We start from the raw sequence: 21,611 nt of genomic DNA, 5'->3' as shown, positions 1-21,611 counted from the left end.
CTCACAATGCTACACCCGTGGTCATGCTCGGTTCGTCGTCGTCGGTGGCCTCGTCCTTGGCGCTCGCGTTGGCGCTGTCGTCCGTGGCCTGCGGCTTGCGATCCGATCCGTTTGCGCCCGACTTCGTGCTCGACAGCGACGGGATGCCGAGCGATGACGACGACGGCGACCCCAATCGCGCGGGCACCTGCACCAACCCCATCGGCTTGCCCTTCTCCCCCACGATCATGAGAGGAGAACTCTCGGGTCCGAGCTTCTCCGAGGGCTGGTGTGGATCGGACGGCGGTCCCGAGGACGTCTACCTGCTCGTGCCCGATTACGACGTGGACGTGATCCTGACCTACCTGTCCGGCGAGTCGGATCCCGAGTTCACGCCCACCCTGCGGGTGGTGGAGAACGGCTGCGAGGCCAGCCAGGGCATCACCCGCGTCTGCACGCGCAGCTTCGCCGACGACCAGTTCCACTTCCTGGCGCGGGCCGGCAACACCTATGCGGTGGTGATCGACACGCCCGACGGCGGAGAGGGCCGCTACGCGTTCAGCGTGGACTTCGGCTGGCCCACCATCGACACCTGCGATCCGCACCCCGAGGTGATCGAGCAGATCCCCGGCTCGGCGTTCCTGTGGAACAACGACTTCACCGAGGGCCAGGGCCGCGTCGATGGCTTTTGTGGCGGTCCGGGCCGCGAGAACATGTTCCCGCTGCAGGCCTCCTATCCCGGCAACATGTTCGCGCGGGTGGAGACCTCCGGTGCCTTCGCGCCGGTGCTCAGCCTGCGGACCGACTGTGCGGCGCTCTCGGAGCTCTCGTGCAACTCGGCCGGGGCGGGAGGCATCACCGAGCTCGGCTACTACATCCCGCAAGCGGGGCTCTACTACCTCGTGGTGGATCAAGGACAGATCGGCGCGGGCGGCTACTCGCTGCGGGTCGACTTCGAGTAGCCAGCCCTACGAGCCGACCCCGGTTCGAAGCTGGCCGTTGCGCACGACGCACAGCGGCGGGCAGTCCGGGCCGTTGGGCGTGATCTCCTCGATCGCATCGAGGCGCACGGACTCGCTGACGACCTCGTCGGTCTCGAGCCGGATGATCGTGACCACGACCTCGCGCTCGTTGGCGAGCGGGTGACCGTCGAGGGTGAAGCCCTGCCCGTTGCAGGCGAGGCCCTCGGGATTGTCGGCGGTCTCGGGGGCGCTGGGATCGTTGCAGCGCGCGATGGCAGTCGTGCCGTCACCCTCGATCACCAGGTCGAAGGGGCCCGACAGGCCCCCGTCGAAGAGGTCGGCCGGGAACGTGACCACCGCTTCCGATTCGCAGCTGGCCTGTGAGCACTCGGCCTGGCTGGCGCAGCCAGACCCCGCGGTCGAGAGCAGCAACCACGATCCCAGGGCGAGCGCAGGGGGCCGCATGGAGCGGAGCATAGCTGCTACGCTGCGCCCGTGCTCGGGGGTCTCTTCCACGTGGCTCGCCCCGAAGACTGGACGGGCGTGCTGGCTCGGCTGGTCGTGGCAATCACGTTCGTGCTGCTCGCGGTGGCCATCCTGCTGGCGGAGCTCCCCTCGGCGTGGGTGGCGCTGGCCGGAGGGCGGACATGGGTGGTTCGCGCAGCGCTGGTGCTGGGGACGATCGTGGCGCTCGGAGTGGTGCAGCGGGTGCTCGACGCCCGCTTGCCGCGGTCGGTGGTGATCCTGGGCCGCAGCGTTCGCTTCCACGACGGCACGCGGCGGCGGGCGGTGCCCATCGAGGCGATCGCCGCCCTCCACGTGGAGCAGCGGGCTCCTCCGCAGCGAGAGGTGTTCGTGCTCGAGGAACTCGATGGCGCGGAGCACGATCTGTGTCCTACGCGCTGGACGGGGGCTCCCGCCCTGCATCGAGTGCTCGAGCGAAGGGTGGCGGCGATGGGGCGTCGACGGCGACGGGAGGTGGCCAGGGCCCAGCGGCAGGGCGCGGGGTGACGGGGCGCGCGTGCGGAGTCCCCCCCACCAGCAGCATCACCACCGTCAGGTCCGACGGCGACAGCAGCCGGGCCAGGGTCTTGTAGGCGCGATGGGCCCGGACCCGGACCGCCCCCTCGCGGACCTCGAGGCGGCTGGCGATGTCGGCCATGCTCATCCCGCGCAGCTTGTGCAGCTCCACCACCTCGCGCTGCCCGGGGGGCAACGCGGCGAGGGCCGCCCGTACGCGCCGCACGATCTCCTCCTCGTGCTCGACTCGCTCGCCGAGCTGCTCGGGGTCGGGACCGGCGTCGGGCAGCGCCTCGACCACGTCGCCTTCGTCCTCGGCGCGGCGCCGCTGGGACCGATACTCGTGCCGAAGGTGGTCCAGGGCCACGTTGCGTGCGATCGCGAAGTACCAGGCCCGGACGGCCCCATCGGGATCCCCTCCCTGCAGCGCGAACCGGTCCCGGGCGAGGTGGCCCTTGAGCAAGGTCAGCTGGATCAGATCCTCCACCGTCGACTCGTCGCGGACCATCGTGAGCAGCAGCCCCCGCAGGCGTGGCTGCAGCCGCTCGTGCAGCCGGGAGAACGCGGAGGGGTCGCCGTCGACGTAGCGCTCCATCAGCTCGTGGAGCCCTCGGTTCTCGGGGGGGCGCTTGCGGGGGCTCACGGCGACCGACGATCCAAGGGGGAGGGGAGGCTCGCGGAGGCGGAGCCCACGCGTGCCGCGAGGGTACCAGCGGCTCGGAGCGGATCCACGGTGGTCCCCCGACGGGCCATCGATGACGTTCCGGGGCGGAATTATCGAGCGTAGACGCTGCTTGACGAGGATTCGGCCGTTTGGGGGCCAGCGCGGACAGGTCGTCCCCATGCCCACGGCGGGCCACCGATCGGGGCCGGGCGCCGCCCGCCGGCGTGACTGGGATGTCGCGCGAATGGGGAGGAACGGGCGGGATGCGGCCCTTGCGGCCCATTTTTCGCTGTGCTATCTGCTGGTCCGTCTTCACACCACGACGCTTCGTCGGGAGTGGGCACCTTCGGGTCCCGCTCTTTTTTGTGCTCGACGCCCCCCATGACCGAACCCTCGATCCAGCTCGGCACCAACTCTCCGGCCGGCCCTCCCGGCACGGTGGAGCGCGCGCGTGGGTTGATGCTCGAGGCCGTGCTCGAGCCCGTGCTTCACACGCTGGGCTTCGAGCTGGTGCACGTGGAGTGGAGCGTGTCGGGTCGGCACCGCAAGCTGCAAGTCTTCATCGATCACCCGGACGGTGTCGACCTCGACGACTGTGCGCGGTGCAGCCCCATCCTCGGCAACGCTTTGGACGCCTCCGAGGTCGCCGATGCGGCCGACCCGGCAGGCGCATCGGCCTCGGGTCCCTACAGCGGCGAGCTGGCGCGCCTGCTCGAGGCGCCCTACGTGCTCGAGGTGTCCTCGCCCGGCCTCGAGCGCCCGCTCTCGCGGCGCAGTCACTTCGCGCGCTACCTGGGCCGGCTGTGCAAGCTGCGGGTGTTCTCCCCGCTGGGCTCCGGCGACTCCCAACGCAACTTCAACGGTCGCATCGAGGCGGTCACGCCCGATCCCCAACGCCCCAACGACGATCGCTCGGGAACCGTCACCCTGCGGGACCCCGACGGCGGGCACGAGCACCAGATCCCCCTCGATCGGGTACGGCGCGCTCGGCTCGTCTACGAAGGCTGATCCCCAACCGCAGCGAGCAGCGAGCACCCAAGCGCACGCGCCTGCCCGGATCCACGAAGGCTCACGATGGAAGAAGTCATCAACCTCAGCACGGTCATCGACCAGGTCTGCCGCGAGAAGAACATCTCGCGTCAGGTCCTCACCGACACCGTCGAGCAGGCGGTGCTCGCCGCCGCCAAGAAGGTGTTCGAGGATCGCGAGATCGAGGCCAACTTCGATCCCGAGACCGGCCACGTCAACTTGTTCCAGGTGCTCTACGTGGTCAACGAGGTCACCGCGGAGAACCGTGAGATCAGCGTCGAGCAGGCCCAGCGCTCCGGCCTCGAGGCCGAGGAGGGCGACGAGCTCCTGTTCCAGATCTTCTATCTCGATGGCGACCGCAAGCGCGCCGAGCAGCAGGCCAAGGACTACCCCGAGATCCCGGCGCTCCAGATCAACAACACCGGCTTCGGCCGCATCGCCGCCCAGACCGCCAAGCAGGTCATCATCCAGCGCGTTCGCGAGGCCGAGCGCGAGAACATGTACGATGCCTACAAGGACAAGAAGGGCGAGCTGATGACGGGCATCGTGCGCCGCTTCGAGCGGGGCTCGATCATCGTCGAGGTCGACAACGGCAAGGCCGAGGCGATCCTCCCCGTGCGCGAGCAGGTGCCGCGCGAGTCGCTGCGCCCCGGCGATCGCATCGTGGCGTTCGTCAAGGACGTCGACAAGAGCGCCCGCGGGCCACAGATCATCCTCTCGCGGACCCACCGCGGGCTGGTCGAGAAGCTGTTCGAGCACGAGGTCCCCGAGATCTACGAGGGCATCGTCCGCATCGAGGCCTGTGCGCGCGAGCCGGGCGCACGCAGCAAGATCGCGGTGAGCAGCCGCGACCGCGACGTCGATCCGGTGGGCGCGTGCGTGGGCATGCGCGGCAGCCGAGTCCAGGCCGTGGTGCAGGAGCTGCGCGGCGAGAAGATCGACATCGTGCCCTTCAACGAGGACCCGGCCCGGTTCGTGTGCAACGCGATCCAGCCCGCCGTGGTCAGCCGCGTCCTCATCGACGCCGAGCGCCATACCATGGAGCTGGTGGTGCCCGACGACAAGCTCTCGCTGGCCATCGGCAAGAAGGGCCAGAACGTGCGGCTCGCCTCGCGGCTGACCGGGTGGCGCATCGACATCCACTCCGAGAGCAAGATCCGCGAGATGGAGGCCCGCAGCCTGGCCGAGATGGCCGCGATCCCGGGGGTCGGCCACGAGCTCGCCGTCGTGATCTTCCAGCTCGGCTGGAGGGGCCTGCGCGATCTGGCGGTCGCCGACGCCGACGAGCTGGCCGAGGTCCCTGGCGTCGGTAGCGCCGAGCGGGCCGAGGAGATCATCGACGTGGCCAACGACGTGGCCAGCGGCAACCTCAAGCTCGACGTGAAGTACCCCTCGCCCGAGGAGGCGATGGCCTACGAGGGTCCCGGAGGTGTGGATTGAGCGAGCCGGTACGAATCTGCGTCGCGTGTCGCACGCGACGACCGCAGCGGGCGCTCGTTCGCCTGCGGCGGCGATCCGATGGCGTGGTCGTGCCCGCGGTGGGCCGGCACACGCGAGGACGCAGCGCGTACCTGTGCCCCAGTCGCTCGTGCTTCGAGCGGGCGCTCAAGCGGCGCGCGCTCGAGCGTTCCCTCGGCTCCACCCGAAGCGAGCCCCTCGCACAACGGGGCTGCTCCCCCTCCCGCCCCCGGGTGCTCGGCCCCGACCTCGAGGCCCTGTGGCCTTCGGTGGCCGCCGCCCTCGACCACGAGATCCAGAACATGCAACGGTCCGGCGACAACAGCCAAAACCCCCGCTACGACGCGCTCGTCGAGCTGCGTGGGGGTCTTGGGACGCCGGGGAGGTCTGCCTGACCCATGGCGAAGATCCGCGTATACGAGCTCGCCCGCGAGCTGGACCAGGACAACAAGTCCCTGGTCAAGGTGATCCGAGGCCTCGGCATCGAGATCAAGAATCAGATGAGCACCTTGTCGCCCGAAGAAGCGCAGCGCGTCCGCGACAACCTCTCGCCGTCCTCCTCCTCGGCGTCGGCTCCGGCCGGCAGCAGTGGGGGTGGGGGTGGAGCCAGTGCGGGCGGAGCTCGCGGGGGGTCCGGTGGCAACGCCGGCTCGGGAGGCGGAGGAGGACCAGTCAAGCGGACCAAGTCGGTCATTCGTCGTCGCGGCCCCGAGGTCCGTCGGCGTCGAGCGGAGCGTGAGGAGGCAGCCGAGCAAGCCGCGGCCGTCGCCAACAAGGCTTCGGGAGGCATGGTCACCGACACCGCACGTCCGGCGTTCCGGCCGGCGCGCCAAGGTGAGGCCCCGCGGCCGTCTCCGAGTCGCCCCATCGTCCGTTCCGGCACGTCCACGCCCGCTCCGCATGCGGAGGCTCCCGTGGTTCGACGTGAGGCACCTACGGCCCCACGCTCCGAGCCCACCGCGCGATCGACCCCTCCGGCCGAGGCGACCCCTGCATCCACTCCGGCTGCGCCGGGTGCACCGCCCAGCCCCGAGGCGCCACCTGCCGTGTCTCCCCCGGTCGGCTCGCGGATCGCACTGCCGCCCGGGACGCGTCGACTCCCCGGCGGCATGGCCTCGCGCATTCAGCAAAAGCGGCCCGAGCCCGTCGTCGAGCATCGCACGCCGTCTCGAGCGTCCGCGCCGACTCCCGCTCCCACCACGGCCCGGACTCCGGCTGCCACCCCCTCGCGCTCCGGGGCGTCCCCGGCCGCCGCGAGCGAGCGTCGCCCCCCCGCGGCGGCGACTCCCGTGGCGGCGGCCGACGCTCCGGCCAGCCCCCCCGAAGGGGTCGAGGATGGTCCTCGGGTGGTGCGCAACGAGGCCGGCATCATCGTCGGCACCAAGCCGATCCGCTCCGAGCCCAAGATCCTCGGCTTCATCCCCCTGGCGCAGACCAAGCGGCGTCCTCAGCAGGTCATCATCACCGATGCCACCGAGGAGGATCGCAAGGGCCGCGCCAGCCAGCGCAAGCAGCGTGAAGAGAAGGCTCAGGCCGCGGGCCGCCGTCGCAAGATGACCCGCAGCCGCAGCCGCGGGCCCGGCGGACCTCCGCGCATCTCCACCGTGGAGATGAGCGAGGAGAAGAAGCGCATCCGGGTCGACGAGGCGATCCAGGTGTCCGACCTCGCGCACCAGATGGGCCAGAAGGCCTCCGTGATCCTGCGCCAGCTCTGGAGCATGGGCATGCGCGGGATCATGATCAACCACGCCATCGACGCCGAGACGGCGGAGCTGGTCGCGGCCGAGTTCGGCTACACGGTCGAGAACGTCGCCTTCCAGGAGGACGACATGCTCAGCCGTGGCGACGAGGCCGAGGGCGTGTCCCGGGCTCCCGTGGTCACCTTCATGGGCCACGTCGACCACGGCAAGACCTCGCTGCTCGACAAGATCCGCGAGACGCGGGTGGCGGCGGGCGAGGCCGGCGGCATCACGCAGCACATCGGCGCCTACAAGGTCGACACCTCGCGCGGCCCGGTGGTGTTCCTCGACACGCCCGGCCACGAGGCGTTCACCGCCATGCGCGAGCGCGGGGCCCAGATCACCGACCTCGTGGTCCTGGTGGTGGCGGCCGACGACGGCGTGATGCCGACCACGGTCGAGGCGATCAAGCACGCCCGCGAGGCCGAGGTGCCCATCGTGGTGGCGGTCAACAAGATCGACAAGCCCGAGGCCAACCCCGGGCGCGTCAAGCAGGCGCTGATGGAGCAGGGGCTCGTCGGCGAGGAGTTCGGCGGTGACACGGCGGTCCTCGAGGTCAGCGCCAAGACCGGCGCCGGCATCGACGAGCTGCTCGAGAACCTGGCCCTGCAGGCCGAGATCCTCGAGCTGCGTGCACCCGACGATGGCCGCGGTCAGGGCGTCGTGCTCGAGGCTCGCATCGACAAGGGCCGCGGCACCGTGGCCACGGTGCTGATCCAGTCGGGCAAGATCGAAAAGGGCGACATCATCGTCGCCAACGAGTACCAGGGCAAGGTGCGCGGCCTGTTCGACGACCGCGGGCGCAGCCTCAAGGAAGCCGGTCCCTCCACCCCGGTGGAGGTGCTGGGCCTCTCCGGGGTGCCCGCGGCCGGTGATCGCGTCGACGTGGTCGAGAGCGATCGCGACGCCAAGGCGCTGGTCACCCACCGCCGCGAGCAGCGCAAGCGCAAGGAGAGCGTGCGTACGGGTCCCTCGCTGCTCGAGATGCTCGCGCGCCGCAAGACGCCGGTGCTCAAGGTGGTGCTCAAGTCCGACGTGCAGGGCTCGGCCCAGGCCGTCAAGGACGCGCTCGAGGAGCTGTCGACCGAGAAGGTCAAGGTCGAGGTCATCAAGGCCGAGGTCGGTCAGATCAACGAGAACGACGTCAAGTACGCGCGCGCGGGCGATGCCGTGATCTTCGGCTTCAACGTCAAGACCGCGGGCAAGGCGGCGCCCATCGCCGATCAGGAGGGCGTGTCGATCCATACGTTCTCGGTGATCTACGAGGCCACCGACAAGTGCACCGAGCTGATGATCGGCCTGCTCGAGCCCGAGTACCGCGAGCGCGAGACGGGCGAGGCCGAGGTGCGCGCGCTGTTCCCCATTCCCCGCCTGGGGGTGGTGGCCGGCTGTCGCGTGCTTCGTGGATCCATTGCACGGACCAGCCGCGTGCGGGTCATCCGCGACGGGGACGAGGTGTACGAGGGCACCATTGGCTCGCTGCGCGTCTTCAAGGAGGACGTCCGCGAGGTCAAGGAAGGCTTCGAGTGCGGCATCGTGGTCGATGGCTTCCCGGCGATTGCCGAGGGCGACCTCATTCGAGCCTACGATGTGGAGGCGATCCCGCCGACCTTGTAAATGGCCCCGCAACCGGCAGTGAACGAGCGAGCACCCAGCTTGCCCCCCAGCGGGGGGCGTAGGTCGGCCGAGCGGCGCGTGACGTCATGAGTACGAGACTCTCGAGGGTCGAGGAGACCCTGCGCCGCGCCCTGGCCGAGATCATCGTGCGCGGCGACCTCCGGGATCCGCGGCTGAGCAACGCGGCGGCGATCTCGATCACGGCGGCCAAGATCTCGCCCGATCTCGGCTCGGCCGTGGTCTACGTCGACGTGCTCGGCGAGCAGGGCAGCGCGGTGCAGCGGGTGATCGAAGGGCTCAACGCGGGCGCCTCGGCCATTCGTGCCAAGCTCGGCGGTCGCATTCGGCTCAAGCGCACGCCGTCCCTGCGATTCGTGGTCGATCGCAGCATCGAGCACGGCCGCAAGATCGAGGCCGTGCTCGCGCAGATCCATGCGGAGGCCGCGACGAACGGCCCGACGAACCGTGGAACCGCGGAGCTCGACGACGACGACGAGCACGAGGCCGCGAGCACCGAGCCCACGTCATGACCGGCCGTCGCCGCCGCACCGACGACCCCTCCCTGTGCGGGGTGCTCCTGCTCGACAAGCCCGCCGGACCCACCTCGCACGACGTGGTGGCCTGGGTGCGGTGGGTCCTGGGCGTGCGTCGCGTCGGCCACTGCGGAACCCTCGACCCCAGCGCCACCGGCCTCTTGGTGGTGGGGGTGGGGGCCGCGACCAAGCTCGCCCCGATCCTCACCGGCCAGGACAAGGGCTATCGCGCGCGCTTCGTGCTGGGGGCGGCGACCACCACCGCCGACGCCGAGGGCGAGGTGCGCTCGTCCATGCCGTGTCCGTCCGACACCGAGGCCCGGGTCCCGCCCGTGCTCGCCTGGCTGCGAGGCGAGCATCGGCTGCCGCCACCGGCCTACTCGGCCATCCACGTCGACGGCCGCCGGGCTCACGAGCTCGCGCGCACCGGGGTGGAGGTGGAGCTTCCGCCTCGCCCCATGGTGGTGCACGAGGTGGTGCCCGGTCGGCTGGCTCGGGTCGGGGATCGGGTGGAGGTGGAGGCGGAGTTGCTCGTGAGCAAGGGCACCTACGTGCGCTCGCTGGCCGAGGCGGTGGGCGAGCGGCTGGGCCTCCCGGCGCACCTCGGTGCCCTGCACCGCACGCGCAGCGGTGCCCTCGGCCTCGACCACCCGCTGGCCGTCACCGATGTCACCGCCCAGCGCCGTGGCGACGGATCACCCGGGCGCTGGCAACTGGCGCTGCAAGGCCCGGCCGGAGCCTCGCGGGAGGCCATGGCCGACCACCTGCGAGGGCACCTGTTGGCGCCCGCGATGGCCGTTCCGCTGCCCGTTCTGCGGGTGGCCGATGACGACAGCGGACGGCGCGCCCTGGCGTGCCTGGCGTCGGGGCAGTCGCTGTCACTCGCCGATCCGGGTCTGGGGCTGGGTCTGGGTTCGGGCCTGGGCTCCTGCGACGCCACCGGGGCCTGTCTCGCGGTCGCGTCCATGAATGGTCCCGGCCTGGTGCTCGTGCGCCACGACCCGGCCGAGGGCCGGCTCCAGCCCGAGCGCGTCATCGTGGCGCCCGCACCTCGCCCTTGACAGGCCCATTGCCACTCCACCATTCTCCGCCTTCGAAACAGACGAACGAGAACAACGCTGCGCGTACCGTGAGGGCTTCGGCCCCGGGCGCCAACCCCTTCCGCAAGACCATGCCGCTGTCCAACGATCGCAAGGCCGACATCATCGGCAAGTTCCAAAAGGGCGAGACCGACACCGGTTCGCCCGAGGTCCAGATCGCGCTCCTCTCGGAGCGAATCACGTACCTCACGGACCACTTCCGTACCCACAAGAAGGACTTCCACTCCCGTCGTGGGCTGCTCAAGCTCGTCGGGCGTCGCCGTCGCCTCCTCGACTACCTCAAGGCGAAGGACCTCGACCGCTATCGCACGGTCATCGCCTCGTTGGGCATTCGCAAGTGAAGCAGAGGGCGCGCCCCGGTCGGGGTCGCGCCCTCTTTCGTCGTGCGCCCGTCGTGCCCGTCGGTACGCGCACGCGCGGTGAGTCGCATGGCCATCGCCTCGAGACTCACGGACGGCGGCCCCCCGCCGCCCCCCACGATCTGGGGCCGTTTGGCCCTTCCTTGCGCTCCATGGAGACGGCTGCATCCCGCGGCCGCCCGGGCATGCCCGAAGCGGAGCGCTTTCGTTGACAACCAAGGCTCGCCCGCCGTCGCCCCATGCTCGCCACGGCGCTGCCATCGAGCCCACTGATAGAGATCCTTCGTAGAGATCAGGAGACACCCCATGAACCCCATCATCGAGACCTGCAAGGTCGGGGACGTAGAGATCACGATCGAGACCGGACGCGTGGCCAAGCAGGCCAACTCGGTCCTCGTGCGCGCCGGCGACACCATCGTGCTCGTCACCGCCGTGTCCTCGGCCGACCCCCGCGACCTTCCGTTCTTGCCTCTGACGGTCGAGTACCGGGAGAGTGGCTCGGCCGCCGGCAAGATCCCCGGCGGCTACTTCAAGCGCGAGGGCCGGCCCAGCGAGCAGGAGATCCTGACCTGTCGCGTCACCGATCGTCCGATCCGCCCGCTGTTCCCCAAGGGCTACCGCAACGACACGCAGATCATCAGCAACGTGCTGTCGCACGACAAGGAGAACGAGCCCGACGTCCTGTCGATCACGGGAGCCTCGGCCGCGCTCACGATCTCCGAGATCCCGTGGGAAGGGCCGATCGCCGGCATTCGAGTCGCGCGCATCGACGGCAAGTTCGTCGCGTTCCCCACCTTCACCCAGCAGCAGAGCGCCGACATCAGCCTCACCGTGGGCGTGACCCGCGACGCCATCGTGATGGTGGAGGGCGGGGCCGCCGAGGCCACCGAGGCCGAGATGATCGACGCCCTGATGTTCGCCAAGGAGGCCGCCGCTCCGCTCATCGCCCTGCAGGATCGCCTGCGCGAGCGTGCGGGCAAGGACAAGCGCCCGTTCGTCCCTCCGGCGGTCGACGAGGCGCTCATCAAGGGCGTCAAGGACTTCGCTCGCGCGGGCATGGTCGACGCCATCAAGATCCTCGGCAAGCACGAGCGCCACGACGCCATCCGAGCCCTGCGCAAGGCGGCGGTCGAGAAGTTCCTGACCGCTCACCCCGAGCAGGAGGACGACATCAAGGGCGCCATCGACAAGCTCGAGAAGGAGGTCGTGCGCACCCAGGTGATCGAGTCCGGCGTGCGCATCGACGGCCGCGACACCCGCACGGTGCGACCGCTGCACATCGAGGCGCATCCGCTGCCGCGCCCCCATGGCTCGGCGCTGTTCCAGCGCGGCGAGACCCAGGCGATCGTCAGCGTCACCCTCGGCACCGAGTACGACGCCCAGCGCCTCGACACGATCCGCGGCGACGTCCGTCGCACCTTCATGCTGCACTACAACTTCCCGCCCTACTGCACGGGTGAGGCCCGGCCCATGCGCGGCACCTCGCGCCGCGAGATCGGCCACGGCGCGCTGGCCGAGCGCGCGCTCAAGGCCGTGCTCCCCGAGGGCGAGCAGTTCCCCTACGTGGTGCGGATCGTCTCCGACGTCACCGAGTCCAACGGCTCGTCCTCGATGGCCTCCGTGTGCGGCGGCTGCCTGGCCATGATGGACGCGGGCGTGCCCATCAAGGCCCCCGTGGCCGGCGTGGCGATGGGCCTGATGCAGATGGGCGACAAGATCGCGGTGCTCACCGACATCCTCGGTGACGAGGATCACATGGGCGACATGGACTTCAAGGTCTGTGGCACCCGCGACGGCATCACCGCCCTGCAGATGGACATCAAGGTCGAGGGCCTCACCCGCCAGATCCTCGAGGACGCGCTGGCCCAGGCCCGCGACGCTCGCCTGCACATCCTGAGCGCCATGCTCGAGGTGCTCGACCGTCCGCGCGAGGACATCTCGCAGTACGCCCCGCGCATCGTGACCATGCAGATCAAGGTCGACCGGATCCGCGACATCATCGGCCCCGGCGGCAAGATGATCCGCGCCATCACCGAGCAGTCGGGCGCGCAGATCAACGTCGACGACAGCGGCCGCGTCTCGATCTCGTCGTCCTCGATGGAGTCGATCGCCAAGGCGCGCCGGCTCATCGAGGGGCTCACGGCCGAGGCCGAGATCGGCGCCTACTACCAGGGCATGGTCACCCGCGTGGCCGACTTCGGCGCATTCGTGGAGATCCTGCCGGGCACCGACGGTCTCGTGCACATCTCCGAGCTCGAGAACCACCGCGTCAACCAGGTCTCCGACGTGCTCAACGAGGGCGACGAGGTCGTGGTCAAGGTGCTCAACATCGATCAGACCGGTCGCATCCGCCTCAGCCGCAAGGCCGCCTTTGGCGTCGATCCGTCCGAGGTCCAGAACATGCGGGCCTAGCCCAGCCATGCTCCCCCGCGACCTCTGGCAACCCAGGTGCCCCCCGGAGGGGAGCTAGGCGGGGCAGGTCCTCGATGCGGGTCTCGTTCGCCCGGCTGAGCCCTCGAGCCTCGCTGCCCCGACGCATGAGCGCGGACGCAGCGGGGCTCGACCTGTTTGCGTGCGTGGAGCAGGAGCAGCCGCTCCCTCCCGGTGGGCGGGCCTTGGTGCCCACCGGCGTGCAGCTCCAGCTCCCGTCCGGCTTCGAGGGACAGGTTCGACCGCGATCGGGCCTGGCGCTGCGTCACGGGATCACCGTGCTCAATGCCCCCGGAACCATCGATGCCGACTACCGGGGTGAGCTGTCGGTGCTGCTGGTCAACCTCGGCGATGCCCCGTTCGTGGTGCGCCATGGTGATCGGATCGCTCAGCTCGTGATCGCACCGGTGTGCATGGCCGAGCCCGTCGAAGCACCACCGGTCGACCCGGACGCGAGCTCCGGGCGCGGCGCGGGAGGCTACGGCAGCACGGGCGGCTTTGGGCCCGCGCCCGCGCCCACGCCCGACTCTTAGCAGGGGGCCCTTGGCGCGGTGGGCGCGGGACCGGTACAATCGGGCCGACGCAGCCCCATTGTGGGTGCACCTTCCGAGGCGCCTTGCCGACACCCGGCGAAACCATCTGTGGCGAAATCGTCCTCGAGCGCCTGGCGCCCGCTTCGGTCGGCGCCCAGGTGTTCCAGCCCGTGTTCATGGCGCGCGACATCTCGCGCGACGAGTCGCTGTGGCTGACGGTCATCGACGGCATGTTCATGCCGACCGAGGTCGAGCTGTCGTCGTTCATGGCGGGCGCCAACGCGCTGACCAGCTTGCGGCACCCGTCGCTGGTGCGGGTGGTGCTCGTCGACCGCGAGGAGGACTACTGCGTCGTCGGCTACGAGCAGCTGCCCGGCGCCGAGCCCCTCGCCGCCCTCGTCGAGCGCGGGGGGAGCCGTCGCGTGCTGGCCCGGGCGGCCGTCGAGATCGCTCGTGGTCTGGCCTACCTGCATCGCCACGGCCTCGTCCACGGTGCGCTCACCCCCGGGAGCGTGCTCATGTGGGAGGGCACGCCGATGCTGTGGGAGTACGGCATCGCAGGCCAGTGCGATCCCACCGTGATCGGCCCCCGCATGCGGAGTCTCGGCGGCGACGTGGTCGCGCCCGAGGTGCTCTCGGGAGCTCCGCTGTCGCCCTCCATCGACGTGTTTGCCTGGGGGGCGGTGATCGCATCGGTGGCCAGCGGCGAGCTGGGCTCGGACGCCGTCTCCGCCCTGATGGAAGGCGACGTCGATCCAGGGCGCTTTGGGCTGTTGCTCGGCGTGGTGCGCCAGGCCCTCGCGCCCGATCCCGGGCTGCGGCCGAGCGACGGCGTACACCTGCTCGAGCTGCTGCAGCGCTCGCTGGCCGACGTCGATCCCAACACCGAGCTCGAGGAGCCCGAGCGCGCCACCGGAGGCGACCGGGCCCTGCGCGAGCTCACCCAGCGCTACCTCGGCGAGGTTCGGGGCCCCGGTCAGTCCAGTGGTGTCGTCGCCAGTGGCGTCATCGGTGGGGCCACCTCGAGCGAGGATTCCTCGCGGGCGCAGCCCTTCGTGGCCAAGGCGCAGATCCTCGTGGGCGGACGAGACCCGCGACGCAGCGCATCGGCCTGGTTGCGCCCGGCGGGGCATCGGGCCGCCGACGGTGGGGTAGGGGGCCTGTTCCAGGATCGCATGCCCTACGAGGAGCGCGAGCACGGAGTGCGCAAGCGCTTGGTCCTCGCCGGTGCCACCCCGCGACCACGCCCACCCGATCGGACCCCGCCTCACCGCGCCGTCACCGGGGCTCCCACCGCGAGCATCAACGACGACGAGACCCCGCCGGACGGAACTCCGCTCGGTGATGCGCCGCCTTCCGGGCCTGCCCATCCACCGTCTCGGCCGCCTTCCCGTCCCCCGTCCGGGCCATCTCGAGGGGCCGTCCGCCCGTCCAGTGGTGGGTTGGACGCGCTGCTCGGCGACGTCGAGGACGTCGCGCCACCCGACAAGGAGACCTCGCCCGACATCGGGATCCTCTTGCCCGAGCTTCCTCCCGGCGACGAGGACGAGCTGCCGCCTCCCGACGAGCTGCCGCCCCCCGACGAAGCCGCCGATTCCTCGCCCGCGCGCGCCCAGGCTCGCGAGCCGTTCCGCGTGCCCCGGACGCCCGGCCCCCACGGTCCGCCCGGGTGGCTCATGGTGACGATCGTGGCCGTGCTCTGTGGTCTCGTCGCGGTGGGCAGCACCCTCGCCGCCGCCTCGGCGCGTGGCGGCTTCGCGCGCCTGTGGGGCTCGCCGTCTGGGCCCACCGATCCCGTCGACCCCGCCGAGCCACCGGAGGTAGCCGACGCGCCAGCACCGGACGGGCCAGAGCGCTGCCCCAACGGCATGGTGGCGATCGAGGCCGAGTCCGAGCCCTTTTGCATCGATCGTGCGGAGTACCCGGGCGTCGATCGTGATCCCGCCATCGACGTCGACCTCGCGCACGCCAAGCAAGCCTGCGAGGTGCGTGGTCATGCCCTGTGCACCGAGGCCCAGTGGAGTCGCGCGTGTCGGGGACGGGCGGGCTGGAGCTTCCCCTACGGTCCGCAGCGCGAGGCCGACCGCTGTCGGGTCGGCCAGGAGTCGGGCACGCCCGGCAAGGCGGGCGCCGATCCCCACTGCATCACCCCCGAGGGCGTCCTCGACCTCGTCGGCAACGTGGCCGAGTGGACGGCCAACGGTGCGGTGATGGGGGGCAGCATTCGCTCCGACCCCGGCACGGGCTGTCAGAGCCGCCAAAAGCTCAAGGCCAAGAGCAAGAACCCCGTGGTGGGCTTTCGCTGCTGTACCGACGTGGCGGGGGGATCGGGCGGGGATCCGGGCGAGAGCGACGCCGAGTTGGCGCCCTGACTTTCGTCGGGCTGACGACGCTTGCTTGGGTCGTCTCGGCTCGCTCACCTCGAGGCGCAGCCCGCCCGGCATGGGCGGTGTACCCTCCGCGGCCATGCCGGTCGCCGACGCCACGCTCCGTGCTGCCCTTGCCCCCGGGGGCGCCCTCGACGTCCTGCCCGCCGAGTTCGATGCCCTCGGCGGGCGCTACAGCGGCAAGGTCCGCGAGAACTTCACCCGCGACGGGGTGCGGACCATCGTGGTCACCGATCGGATCTCCGCGTTCGACCGCGTGCTGGGCACGATCCCGTTCAAGGGGCAGGTGCTGAACCAGCTCGCGGCGTACTGGTTTCGGCAGACCGCGAGCCGGTTCCCCAATCACCTGCGGGAGGTCTGCGATCCACAGGCCATGCGCGTGGTCGAGTGCGAGCCGATCCCGATCGAGATGGTCGTGCGTGGCTACCTGACCGGCGTGTCCTCCACCAGCATCTGGCGGGCCTACGAGCGCGGGGATCGGGTGTTCTGCGGGCATGCGCTCCCCGACGGCCTGCGCAAGCACCAGCGCCTGCCGAGCAATGTCGTCACGCCCTCCACCAAGGCGCCCAAGGGCGAGCACGACGTCAGCGTGAGCAAGGACGAGCTGTTCGTCCGCGGTCTCATCGAGCCCGCGGAGTTCGAGCGGCTCGAGGCCCGGGCCCTCGAGCTGTTCGCCTTCGGGCAGCGCCTCGCAGCCGAGCGTGGGCTCATCCTCGTCGACACCAAGTACGAGCTGGGGCGTGCCTCCGACGGCACGGTGGTGCTCATCGACGAGATCCACACGCCCGACAGCTCGCGCTATTGGTACGCCGAGGGCTACGAGGCTGCGATGGCCGCGGGCGAGGATCCGCGCTCGCTCGACAAGGAGTACGTGCGGCGGTGGCTCGTCTCGCAGGGCTTTGCTGGCGACGGCCCGCCGCCTGCGCTGACGGACGAGGTGCGCCTCGAGGCCGCGCGGCGATACATCGAGGCCTTCGAGCAGGTCACCGGAGAGTCCTTCGAGCCGGATCTACGACCACCGCTTCCGCGGCTGCGGGAGAACCTGGGATTGTGAGACGGAGGTGGCCCCGATGACCAGAACGCCGCACGACGCCCTATTCAAGGCGGCGTTCGAAAACCCCGAGCACGCCGCCGGCTTGTTCCGCAGCATGCTCCCTGCCACCGTCGTCGAGGCCATCGCGTGGGACACCGTAGCCTGCGAGCCGGGCTCGTTCATCGACCCCGAACTCGCAGGTCGACACAGCGACCTGCTGTTCTCCGTCGATCTCCGAGGCGGTCGCGCGTTCCTCTACCTGCTGCTCGAGCACCAGAGCACCAACGACCCCGACATGCCGCTGCGGATGCTCACCTACCTCGCACGGATCTGGGAACGCTTCCGCAAAGTACACGAGGGCGACCCGCTGCCACCGATCATCCCGGCGCTCGTCAGCCATGCCCCTGGCGGCTGGACGGCGCCGCGTAGTTTTCACGACATGTTCGCCCCTGCCCCAGCGAGCATCGCCGGCCTCGCGCAGTTCGTGCCGAGCTTCACGCTCATGGTCGAGGATCTCGCCCACCTATCCAACGAGGACATCAAGGCGAGAGCGCTGGCAACGTTCCCCACCCTGGCGCTGTGGGTCTTGCGCGACGCTCGAGACGCCACGCAGCTGCTGAACAACCTCGGCCACTGGGGCGCCGCGTTCGCCGAGGCCGCCTGCACGCCCCATGGTGTGGCCGCACTGGCGCAGCTGGTGCGCTACATCGCCCTGGTCAGCGACGAACTGCGCCTGGAGGCGTTTCGTGCCAAGATCCGGGAGCAAGCCCCCGAGGCCGAGCAAGCCGCCATGACCATCGCCGAGCAGATTCGCCAAGAGGTCTCCGAGCAGATGCTCCGAGAAGGTGAAGTGAAGGGACAGCGCACCATGCTGACCAAGCTGCTGGTGCTCAAGTTCAAGCGCTTGACCCCCAAGCACGAGGCGCGGATTGCCGGGGCGACCGCCGAGCAGTTGGACGGCTACGTCGAGCGAGTTCTGACGGCAGAGGCGATCGACGACGTCTTCGAGTCGTTGGGCTCGTCGATGGTGCCGGGCGCCGCTGTCAGGGAGACGGGGCGTCAGGGCTGAGCTCGGCCGGCTCGCTCGTGGCCGGCGCGCTCGGCTCGGCCGGAGGAGGAGGCGTCGGTGCCGGCTCGGCCGGCTCGCTCGACGCGGGCGCGTCCGGCTGGGTCGCGGCGGCATCCTCGGGTGAGACCGACTGTCCGAGGCTCGGATCATAGATCGGCCGATACGAGCAGCAGCGCCCGCCCTCGCACTGCGCCGCGTCCACGGGCCCGCACACCACGTTGCCACGCATCCAGAACTTCTCCTCGCCGCCGCAGTGGCGCCCCGGGATCCGGCAGCCCTCGAAGTTCTTCAGCTCGAAATCGGCGTGGGTGCAGCAGGCCTCGGCCGCCCCCTCGACCGGTGCATCCGCCTTGATCGTCCGGCAGCCCCCCAGGCCGGCCGCCAACGCAATTCCAAGGCCCAATCCCAGGATGGGTGGCAGGCGCTTGCTCATCGTGCGCTAGAGTGTTCGAAGCTCGGGGGTCGGTGCAAGGCGCACGTCATCAGCCCTGGCTCACGGCACCCGGCCAACCATCTCCATCAAGGGAACTCCCATGGGTTCGTTCGTCGCCTCCGTCCTCGGCTTTGCCCTCGGCCTCCTGCTGCTCCCCGCGATGATCCGCGGCGTTCGGATCAAGGGCACCGGCAGCGCCCTGCGGGCCGGCCTGGTCTGCGGGATCTTGTCGGTCGTGCTCGGCAAGCTGCTCGTGGCCCTGCTCACTCTGGTGTTCCTGCTGCCCATCGTGCTCACCGGGCCCTTCGGCGTGTTCGCGGTGCAGGCGTTCGTCAACGCCATCCTGCTGGGGCTGACCGCCCGCATCGTCGACGGCCTGGAGTTCGAGCGCACCCGTAGCGTGCTGTGGGCGGCTGTTGCGCTCACGGCGCTGCAGACCATCGCCAGGCTGCTCCTCTGAGCGGTCCCCGACGCTCGGGCACCACTCGGTCGCGCTCGCCCCGACCTGCCTCGAAGTGTGCTAGCACCATGGCGTTTTTCGGCGGACCCACCCATGTGCGGCGTCTTCGGCATCTGGCGACACCCCGAGGCGGCCAACCTCAGCTACCTCGGGCTGCATGCGCTCCAGCACCGCGGCCAGGAGTCGGCCGGCGTGGTCAGCAACGATCGTGGCATCCTCCACGCCGTGCGAGCCATGGGGCAGGTCCGCAAGATCTTCACGCGCGACGCGCTGGCCCAGCTCCCCGGTGACATCGCCATCGGCCACGTTCGCTACACCACCTCGGGTGGCTCCCTGGTCAAGAACATCCAGCCGCTGTGGGCCCAGAGCCGCCTGGGCAGCATCGCCGTCGCCCACAACGGCAACCTCGTCGACGAGGCCGAGCTGCGCGCCAAGCTCGAGGAGCAGGGCGCCATCTTCTCCTCGCACAGCGACACCGAGGTCATCCTCCAGCTCATGGCCCGCAGCCGGGCCGACGACTTCGTGGCCCAGCTCGTCGACGCCCTCGGCCAGGTGCGCGGCGCCTACAGCCTGGTCCTCACCACCGAGGACAAGCTCATCGCCGTTCGCGACCCCCATGGCTTTCGGCCGCTCGTGCTCGGGCGGCTGTCGGGCTACGGCGATCCCACCGGCCCCGCTGGCCTGGCCGCCAACCCCCGCGCGGGCGGCTGGGTCGTCGCCTCCGAGACCGCCGCCTTCGACCTGCTCGAGGCCCAGCGGGTGCGAGACATCGAGCCCGGCGAGCTGCTCGTCATCGACGAGCACGGCCTGACCTCGCATCGCCTGCCTCGTGCGCCACGTCGGCTGTGCGTGTTCGAGCACGTCTACTTCGCGCGTCCCGACTCGTTGCTCGACGGCGCGTCGGTCTACGAGGCACGCATCGCCATGGGCGAGCAGCTCGCGCAAGAGCACCCCGTGCCCGCCGACGCCGTCGTCCCCGTGCCCGACTCCGGGGTCGTGGCCGCGCTCGGCTACGCGCGGCACAGCGGGATCCCGTTCGAGATGGGGCTCATTCGCAACCACTACGTGGGCCGCACCTTCATCGAGCCCTCCGACTCCATCCGTCACTTCGGCGTGCGGCTCAAGCTCAACGCGGTGCCGCACCTGCTGCGAGACAAGCGTGTGGTGGTGGTCGACGATTCGCTCGTGCGCGGCACCACCTCGCGCAAGATCGTGCGACTCATTCGGCATGCCGGTGCTCGCGAGGTCCACGTGCGGATCTCGTCGCCCCCCGTCAATGGCTCGTGCTTCTATGGCATCGACACGCCCACGCGGGCCGAACTCGCCGCCTCCACCCAGTCGGTCGAGCAGATCTGCAGCGCCATCGAGGCCGACTCGCTCGGCTACCTCAGCGCACCCGGGCTGCGCCGGGCCGTCGGCGCCGACGACCACAAGAGCTTCTGCGACGCCTGCTTCACCGGGGACTATCCCGTTCCCATCGCCCGCGAGCCGTCCCCCCGTCAGCTCCGGCTCATCGAGGTCTAGATCATGCCCCAAGCGCCCATCACCGCCTCCCTCACCGCGTTGCCCGAGCACGCCAAGGTCGCCCTTCGGATCTCCGACCTCGACGCGCGCATCGGCGAGCTGCGGAGGCATCTTTGACTACGAAGCCAAGCGCGAGAAGCTCGAGGAACTCGACGCCCAGACCGCCGATCCCGAGTTCTGGAGCAATGCCGAGCGCGCCCAGGACGTCGTGCGCGAGCAGTCCACGATCAAGAAGCTGATCGAGACCATCGACGACGCCACCAAGGTCTACGAGGACGGCCGCGATCTCTACGAGCTCGCCCGCGAGGAGGGTGACGACGACAGCGTGCGCGAGGCCTGGACCCAGCTCGAGCACGCCGAAGATCTGGTGGCCCGGCTCGAGTTCCGCCGCATGCTCGCCGGTCCTCACGACGCGCTCGGGGCCATCGTCAGCATCAACGCCGGGGCCGGCGGGGTCGACTCGCAGGACTGGGCCGACATGCTCCTGCGCATGTACCACCGCTACGGCGAGCGCATGGGCTTTCGCGTCCAGATCCTCGACGTGCAGGAGGCCGAGCAGGCCGGGATCCGCAGCGCCGAGCTGTCGATCGATGGCGAGTACGCCTACGGCTACCTCCGCGCGGAGATCGGAGTCCATCGCCTCGTGCGGATCTCCCCGTTCGATGCCCAGGCCCGGCGTCAGACCAGCTTCGTCAGCGTGATGGTCATGCCCGATCTCGACGACGACGACGTGGAGATCGAGATCCGCGACGTCGACCTCCGCGAGGACACCTATCGCGCCTCCGGCAAGGGCGGGCAGCACGTCAACAAGACCGACTCCGCCGTACGGCTGACCCACCTTCCCACCGGGATCGTGGTCGCATGCCAGGCCGAGCGCTCGCAGCACAAGAACCGCGACAAGGCCATGCGCATGCTCAAGGCCCGCCTGTGGACTCTCGAGGAGCAGAAGCGCCAGGCCAAGCTCGACGCCCTGCAGGGCGAGAAGAAGAGCATCGAGTGGGGCTCGCAGATCCGCTCCTACGTGCTGCACCCCTATCAGCAGGTCAACGACCACCGTACCGCGCTCAAGGTCAGCAACGTCAGCGCCGTCCTCGACGGCGACCTCCAGGCGTTCGTCGAGGCCTACCTCCTCGCCCAGGGCAAGGAGGGCGCGCCCACGGCCGAGGACGACTAGCCATGCCCCCCGCAGTAGCCATGCCCCCCACACCCGACATGCCCCCCGCACCCGATGTCGAGCGAGCACGCAACCAGCTTGCCCCCCGGAGGGGGGCAGGCCGTACGC

Annotated in this window: 20 protein-coding genes; 17 read left to right on the top strand and 3 right to left on the bottom strand. The window is 70.2% G+C overall.

The window, feature by feature from the left end; all coding sequences use genetic code 11:
- The first annotated feature begins 23 nt into the window (after positions 1-23).
- Entirely contained in the window at positions 24-941 is a 918-nt protein-coding gene (locus tag OEB96_RS28660) for a hypothetical protein (RefSeq protein WP_266219951.1), read from the top strand.
- A gap of 6 nt (positions 942-947) precedes the next feature.
- On the opposite strand, the gene OEB96_RS28655 is transcribed toward OEB96_RS28660, so the two are convergent.
- Positions 948-1,406 (bottom strand): hypothetical protein, encoded by a 459-nt coding sequence (locus OEB96_RS28655; protein ID WP_266219950.1) that lies wholly within the window; start codon positions 1,404-1,406, stop codon positions 948-950.
- A gap of 30 nt (positions 1,407-1,436) precedes the next feature.
- Between OEB96_RS28655 and OEB96_RS28650 the strand changes: the two genes are divergently transcribed.
- Entirely contained in the window at positions 1,437-1,952 is a 516-nt protein-coding gene (locus tag OEB96_RS28650; protein WP_266219949.1) for a hypothetical protein, read from the top strand.
- Here OEB96_RS28650 and OEB96_RS28645 read toward each other — a convergent pair.
- Entirely contained in the window at positions 1,837-2,604 is a 768-nt protein-coding gene (locus tag OEB96_RS28645) for an RNA polymerase sigma factor (RefSeq protein WP_266219948.1), read from the bottom strand. The two genes, OEB96_RS28650 and OEB96_RS28645, sit on opposite strands and share 116 nt — an antisense overlap.
- A gap of 402 nt (positions 2,605-3,006) precedes the next feature.
- Between OEB96_RS28645 and OEB96_RS28640 the strand changes: the two genes are divergently transcribed.
- From OEB96_RS28640 to OEB96_RS28585, 12 genes are all read left to right on the top strand, one after another.
- Positions 3,007-3,633 carry a ribosome maturation factor RimP gene (locus OEB96_RS28640; protein ID WP_266219947.1) on the top strand — a complete coding sequence of 209 codons (627 nt, stop codon included), beginning with the start codon at positions 3,007-3,009 and terminating at the stop codon, positions 3,631-3,633.
- 66 nt (positions 3,634-3,699) lie between these two features.
- Positions 3,700-5,094, top strand: coding sequence for a transcription termination factor NusA (gene nusA / locus OEB96_RS28635; RefSeq protein WP_266219946.1), 1,395 nt, complete (start codon positions 3,700-3,702; stop codon positions 5,092-5,094).
- Positions 5,091-5,507, top strand: a complete 417-nt coding sequence (locus OEB96_RS28630; RefSeq protein WP_266219945.1) for a YlxR family protein — start codon at positions 5,091-5,093, stop codon at positions 5,505-5,507. Before nusA ends, OEB96_RS28630 begins: the two co-directional genes overlap by 4 nt.
- 3 nt (positions 5,508-5,510) lie before the next feature.
- On the top strand, positions 5,511-8,468 hold the full coding sequence (infB, locus tag OEB96_RS28625; protein WP_266219944.1) for a translation initiation factor IF-2: 2,958 nt from the start codon (positions 5,511-5,513) through the stop codon (positions 8,466-8,468).
- An 86-nt stretch (positions 8,469-8,554) separates the two neighbouring features.
- Positions 8,555-8,998, top strand: coding sequence for a 30S ribosome-binding factor RbfA (gene rbfA / locus OEB96_RS28620; RefSeq protein ID WP_266219943.1), 444 nt, complete (start codon positions 8,555-8,557; stop codon positions 8,996-8,998).
- A complete protein-coding gene (gene truB, locus OEB96_RS28615) occupies positions 8,995-10,062 on the top strand; it encodes a tRNA pseudouridine(55) synthase TruB (protein WP_266219942.1) in 1,068 nt (355 codons plus the stop codon). The genes rbfA and truB overlap by 4 nt, the downstream gene beginning before the upstream one ends.
- 110 nt (positions 10,063-10,172) lie before the next feature.
- On the top strand, positions 10,173-10,442 hold the full coding sequence (rpsO, locus tag OEB96_RS28610; RefSeq protein ID WP_266220085.1) for a 30S ribosomal protein S15: 270 nt from the start codon (positions 10,173-10,175) through the stop codon (positions 10,440-10,442).
- 324 nt (positions 10,443-10,766) lie between these two features.
- The gene (pnp, locus tag OEB96_RS28605) at positions 10,767-12,872 is read left to right on the top strand and encodes a polyribonucleotide nucleotidyltransferase (protein WP_266219941.1); all 2,106 of its coding nucleotides are present in this window, start codon (positions 10,767-10,769) and stop codon (positions 12,870-12,872) included.
- A 74-nt stretch (positions 12,873-12,946) separates the two neighbouring features.
- Positions 12,947-13,423 (top strand): dUTP diphosphatase, encoded by a 477-nt coding sequence (dut, locus tag OEB96_RS28600; RefSeq protein WP_266219940.1) that lies wholly within the window; start codon positions 12,947-12,949, stop codon positions 13,421-13,423.
- An 83-nt stretch (positions 13,424-13,506) separates the two neighbouring features.
- Positions 13,507-15,795, top strand: coding sequence for a protein kinase domain-containing protein (locus OEB96_RS28595; RefSeq protein ID WP_266219939.1), 2,289 nt, complete (start codon positions 13,507-13,509; stop codon positions 15,793-15,795).
- Between the two features lie 94 nt (positions 15,796-15,889).
- Positions 15,890-16,864 (top strand): phosphoribosylaminoimidazolesuccinocarboxamide synthase, encoded by a 975-nt coding sequence (locus OEB96_RS28590; RefSeq protein WP_266219938.1) that lies wholly within the window; start codon positions 15,890-15,892, stop codon positions 16,862-16,864.
- A gap of 16 nt (positions 16,865-16,880) precedes the next feature.
- Positions 16,881-17,912: an Rpn family recombination-promoting nuclease/putative transposase gene (locus OEB96_RS28585; RefSeq protein ID WP_266219937.1), complete on the top strand. Its 1,032-nt coding sequence runs from the start codon at positions 16,881-16,883 to the stop codon at positions 17,910-17,912.
- Here OEB96_RS28585 and OEB96_RS28580 read toward each other — a convergent pair.
- On the bottom strand, positions 17,887-18,345 hold the full coding sequence (locus OEB96_RS28580; RefSeq protein WP_266219936.1) for a hypothetical protein: 459 nt from the start codon (positions 18,343-18,345) through the stop codon (positions 17,887-17,889). The genes OEB96_RS28585 and OEB96_RS28580 overlap by 26 nt on opposite strands.
- A 100-nt stretch (positions 18,346-18,445) precedes the next feature.
- On the opposite strand from OEB96_RS28580, the gene OEB96_RS28575 reads away from it, so the two are divergent.
- The 3 genes from OEB96_RS28575 to prfB all read left to right on the top strand — a co-directional run bounded on the left by OEB96_RS28575 (position 18,446) and on the right by prfB (position 21,503).
- Positions 18,446-18,805, top strand: coding sequence for a phage holin family protein (locus OEB96_RS28575; RefSeq protein WP_266219935.1), 360 nt, complete (start codon positions 18,446-18,448; stop codon positions 18,803-18,805).
- A gap of 93 nt (positions 18,806-18,898) precedes the next feature.
- A complete protein-coding gene (gene purF / locus OEB96_RS28570; RefSeq protein WP_266219934.1) occupies positions 18,899-20,329 on the top strand; it encodes an amidophosphoribosyltransferase in 1,431 nt (476 codons plus the stop codon).
- 3 nt (positions 20,330-20,332) lie between these two features.
- A protein-coding gene (gene prfB / locus OEB96_RS28565) for a peptide chain release factor 2 (protein WP_407674686.1) occupies positions 20,333-21,503 on the top strand; the annotation gives its coding sequence in 2 pieces (ribosomal slippage) (positions 20,333-20,434 and positions 20,436-21,503; 1,170 coding nt in all).
- The last annotated feature ends 108 nt before the right edge of the window (positions 21,504-21,611 follow it).

Origin of the sequence: Paraliomyxa miuraensis (genome assembly GCF_026337845.1) — a bacterium.
GTDB classification, from domain to species: Bacteria; Myxococcota_A; Polyangia; order Nannocystales; family Nannocystaceae; genus Paraliomyxa; species Paraliomyxa miuraensis.
This window is presented reverse-complemented; position numbering and strand designations above follow the sequence as displayed.

What these genes read in the sequence shown, in the direction of transcription:
- OEB96_RS28660 (WP_266219951.1), top strand. Translation starts at nt 24, where the DNA reads ATGCTCGGTTCGTCGTCGTCGGTGGCCTCGTCCTTGGCGCTCGCGTTG.
- OEB96_RS28655 (WP_266219950.1), bottom strand. Translation starts at nt 1,406, where the DNA reads ATGCGGCCCCCTGCGCTCGCCCTGGGATCGTGGTTGCTGCTCTCGACC.
- OEB96_RS28640 (WP_266219947.1), top strand. Translation starts at nt 3,007, where the DNA reads ATGACCGAACCCTCGATCCAGCTCGGCACCAACTCTCCGGCCGGCCCT.
- nusA (WP_266219946.1), top strand. Translation starts at nt 3,700, where the DNA reads ATGGAAGAAGTCATCAACCTCAGCACGGTCATCGACCAGGTCTGCCGC.
- infB (WP_266219944.1), top strand. Translation starts at nt 5,511, where the DNA reads ATGGCGAAGATCCGCGTATACGAGCTCGCCCGCGAGCTGGACCAGGAC.
- rbfA (WP_266219943.1), top strand. Translation starts at nt 8,555, where the DNA reads ATGAGTACGAGACTCTCGAGGGTCGAGGAGACCCTGCGCCGCGCCCTG.
- truB (WP_266219942.1), top strand. Translation starts at nt 8,995, where the DNA reads ATGACCGGCCGTCGCCGCCGCACCGACGACCCCTCCCTGTGCGGGGTG.
- rpsO (WP_266220085.1), top strand. Translation starts at nt 10,173, where the DNA reads ATGCCGCTGTCCAACGATCGCAAGGCCGACATCATCGGCAAGTTCCAA.
- pnp (WP_266219941.1), top strand. Translation starts at nt 10,767, where the DNA reads ATGAACCCCATCATCGAGACCTGCAAGGTCGGGGACGTAGAGATCACG.
- dut (WP_266219940.1), top strand. Translation starts at nt 12,947, where the DNA reads ATGCGGGTCTCGTTCGCCCGGCTGAGCCCTCGAGCCTCGCTGCCCCGA.
- OEB96_RS28590 (WP_266219938.1), top strand. Translation starts at nt 15,890, where the DNA reads ATGCCGGTCGCCGACGCCACGCTCCGTGCTGCCCTTGCCCCCGGGGGC.
- OEB96_RS28585 (WP_266219937.1), top strand. Translation starts at nt 16,881, where the DNA reads ATGACCAGAACGCCGCACGACGCCCTATTCAAGGCGGCGTTCGAAAAC.
- OEB96_RS28580 (WP_266219936.1), bottom strand. Translation starts at nt 18,345, where the DNA reads ATGAGCAAGCGCCTGCCACCCATCCTGGGATTGGGCCTTGGAATTGCG.
- OEB96_RS28575 (WP_266219935.1), top strand. Translation starts at nt 18,446, where the DNA reads ATGGGTTCGTTCGTCGCCTCCGTCCTCGGCTTTGCCCTCGGCCTCCTG.
- purF (WP_266219934.1), top strand. Translation starts at nt 18,899, where the DNA reads ATGTGCGGCGTCTTCGGCATCTGGCGACACCCCGAGGCGGCCAACCTC.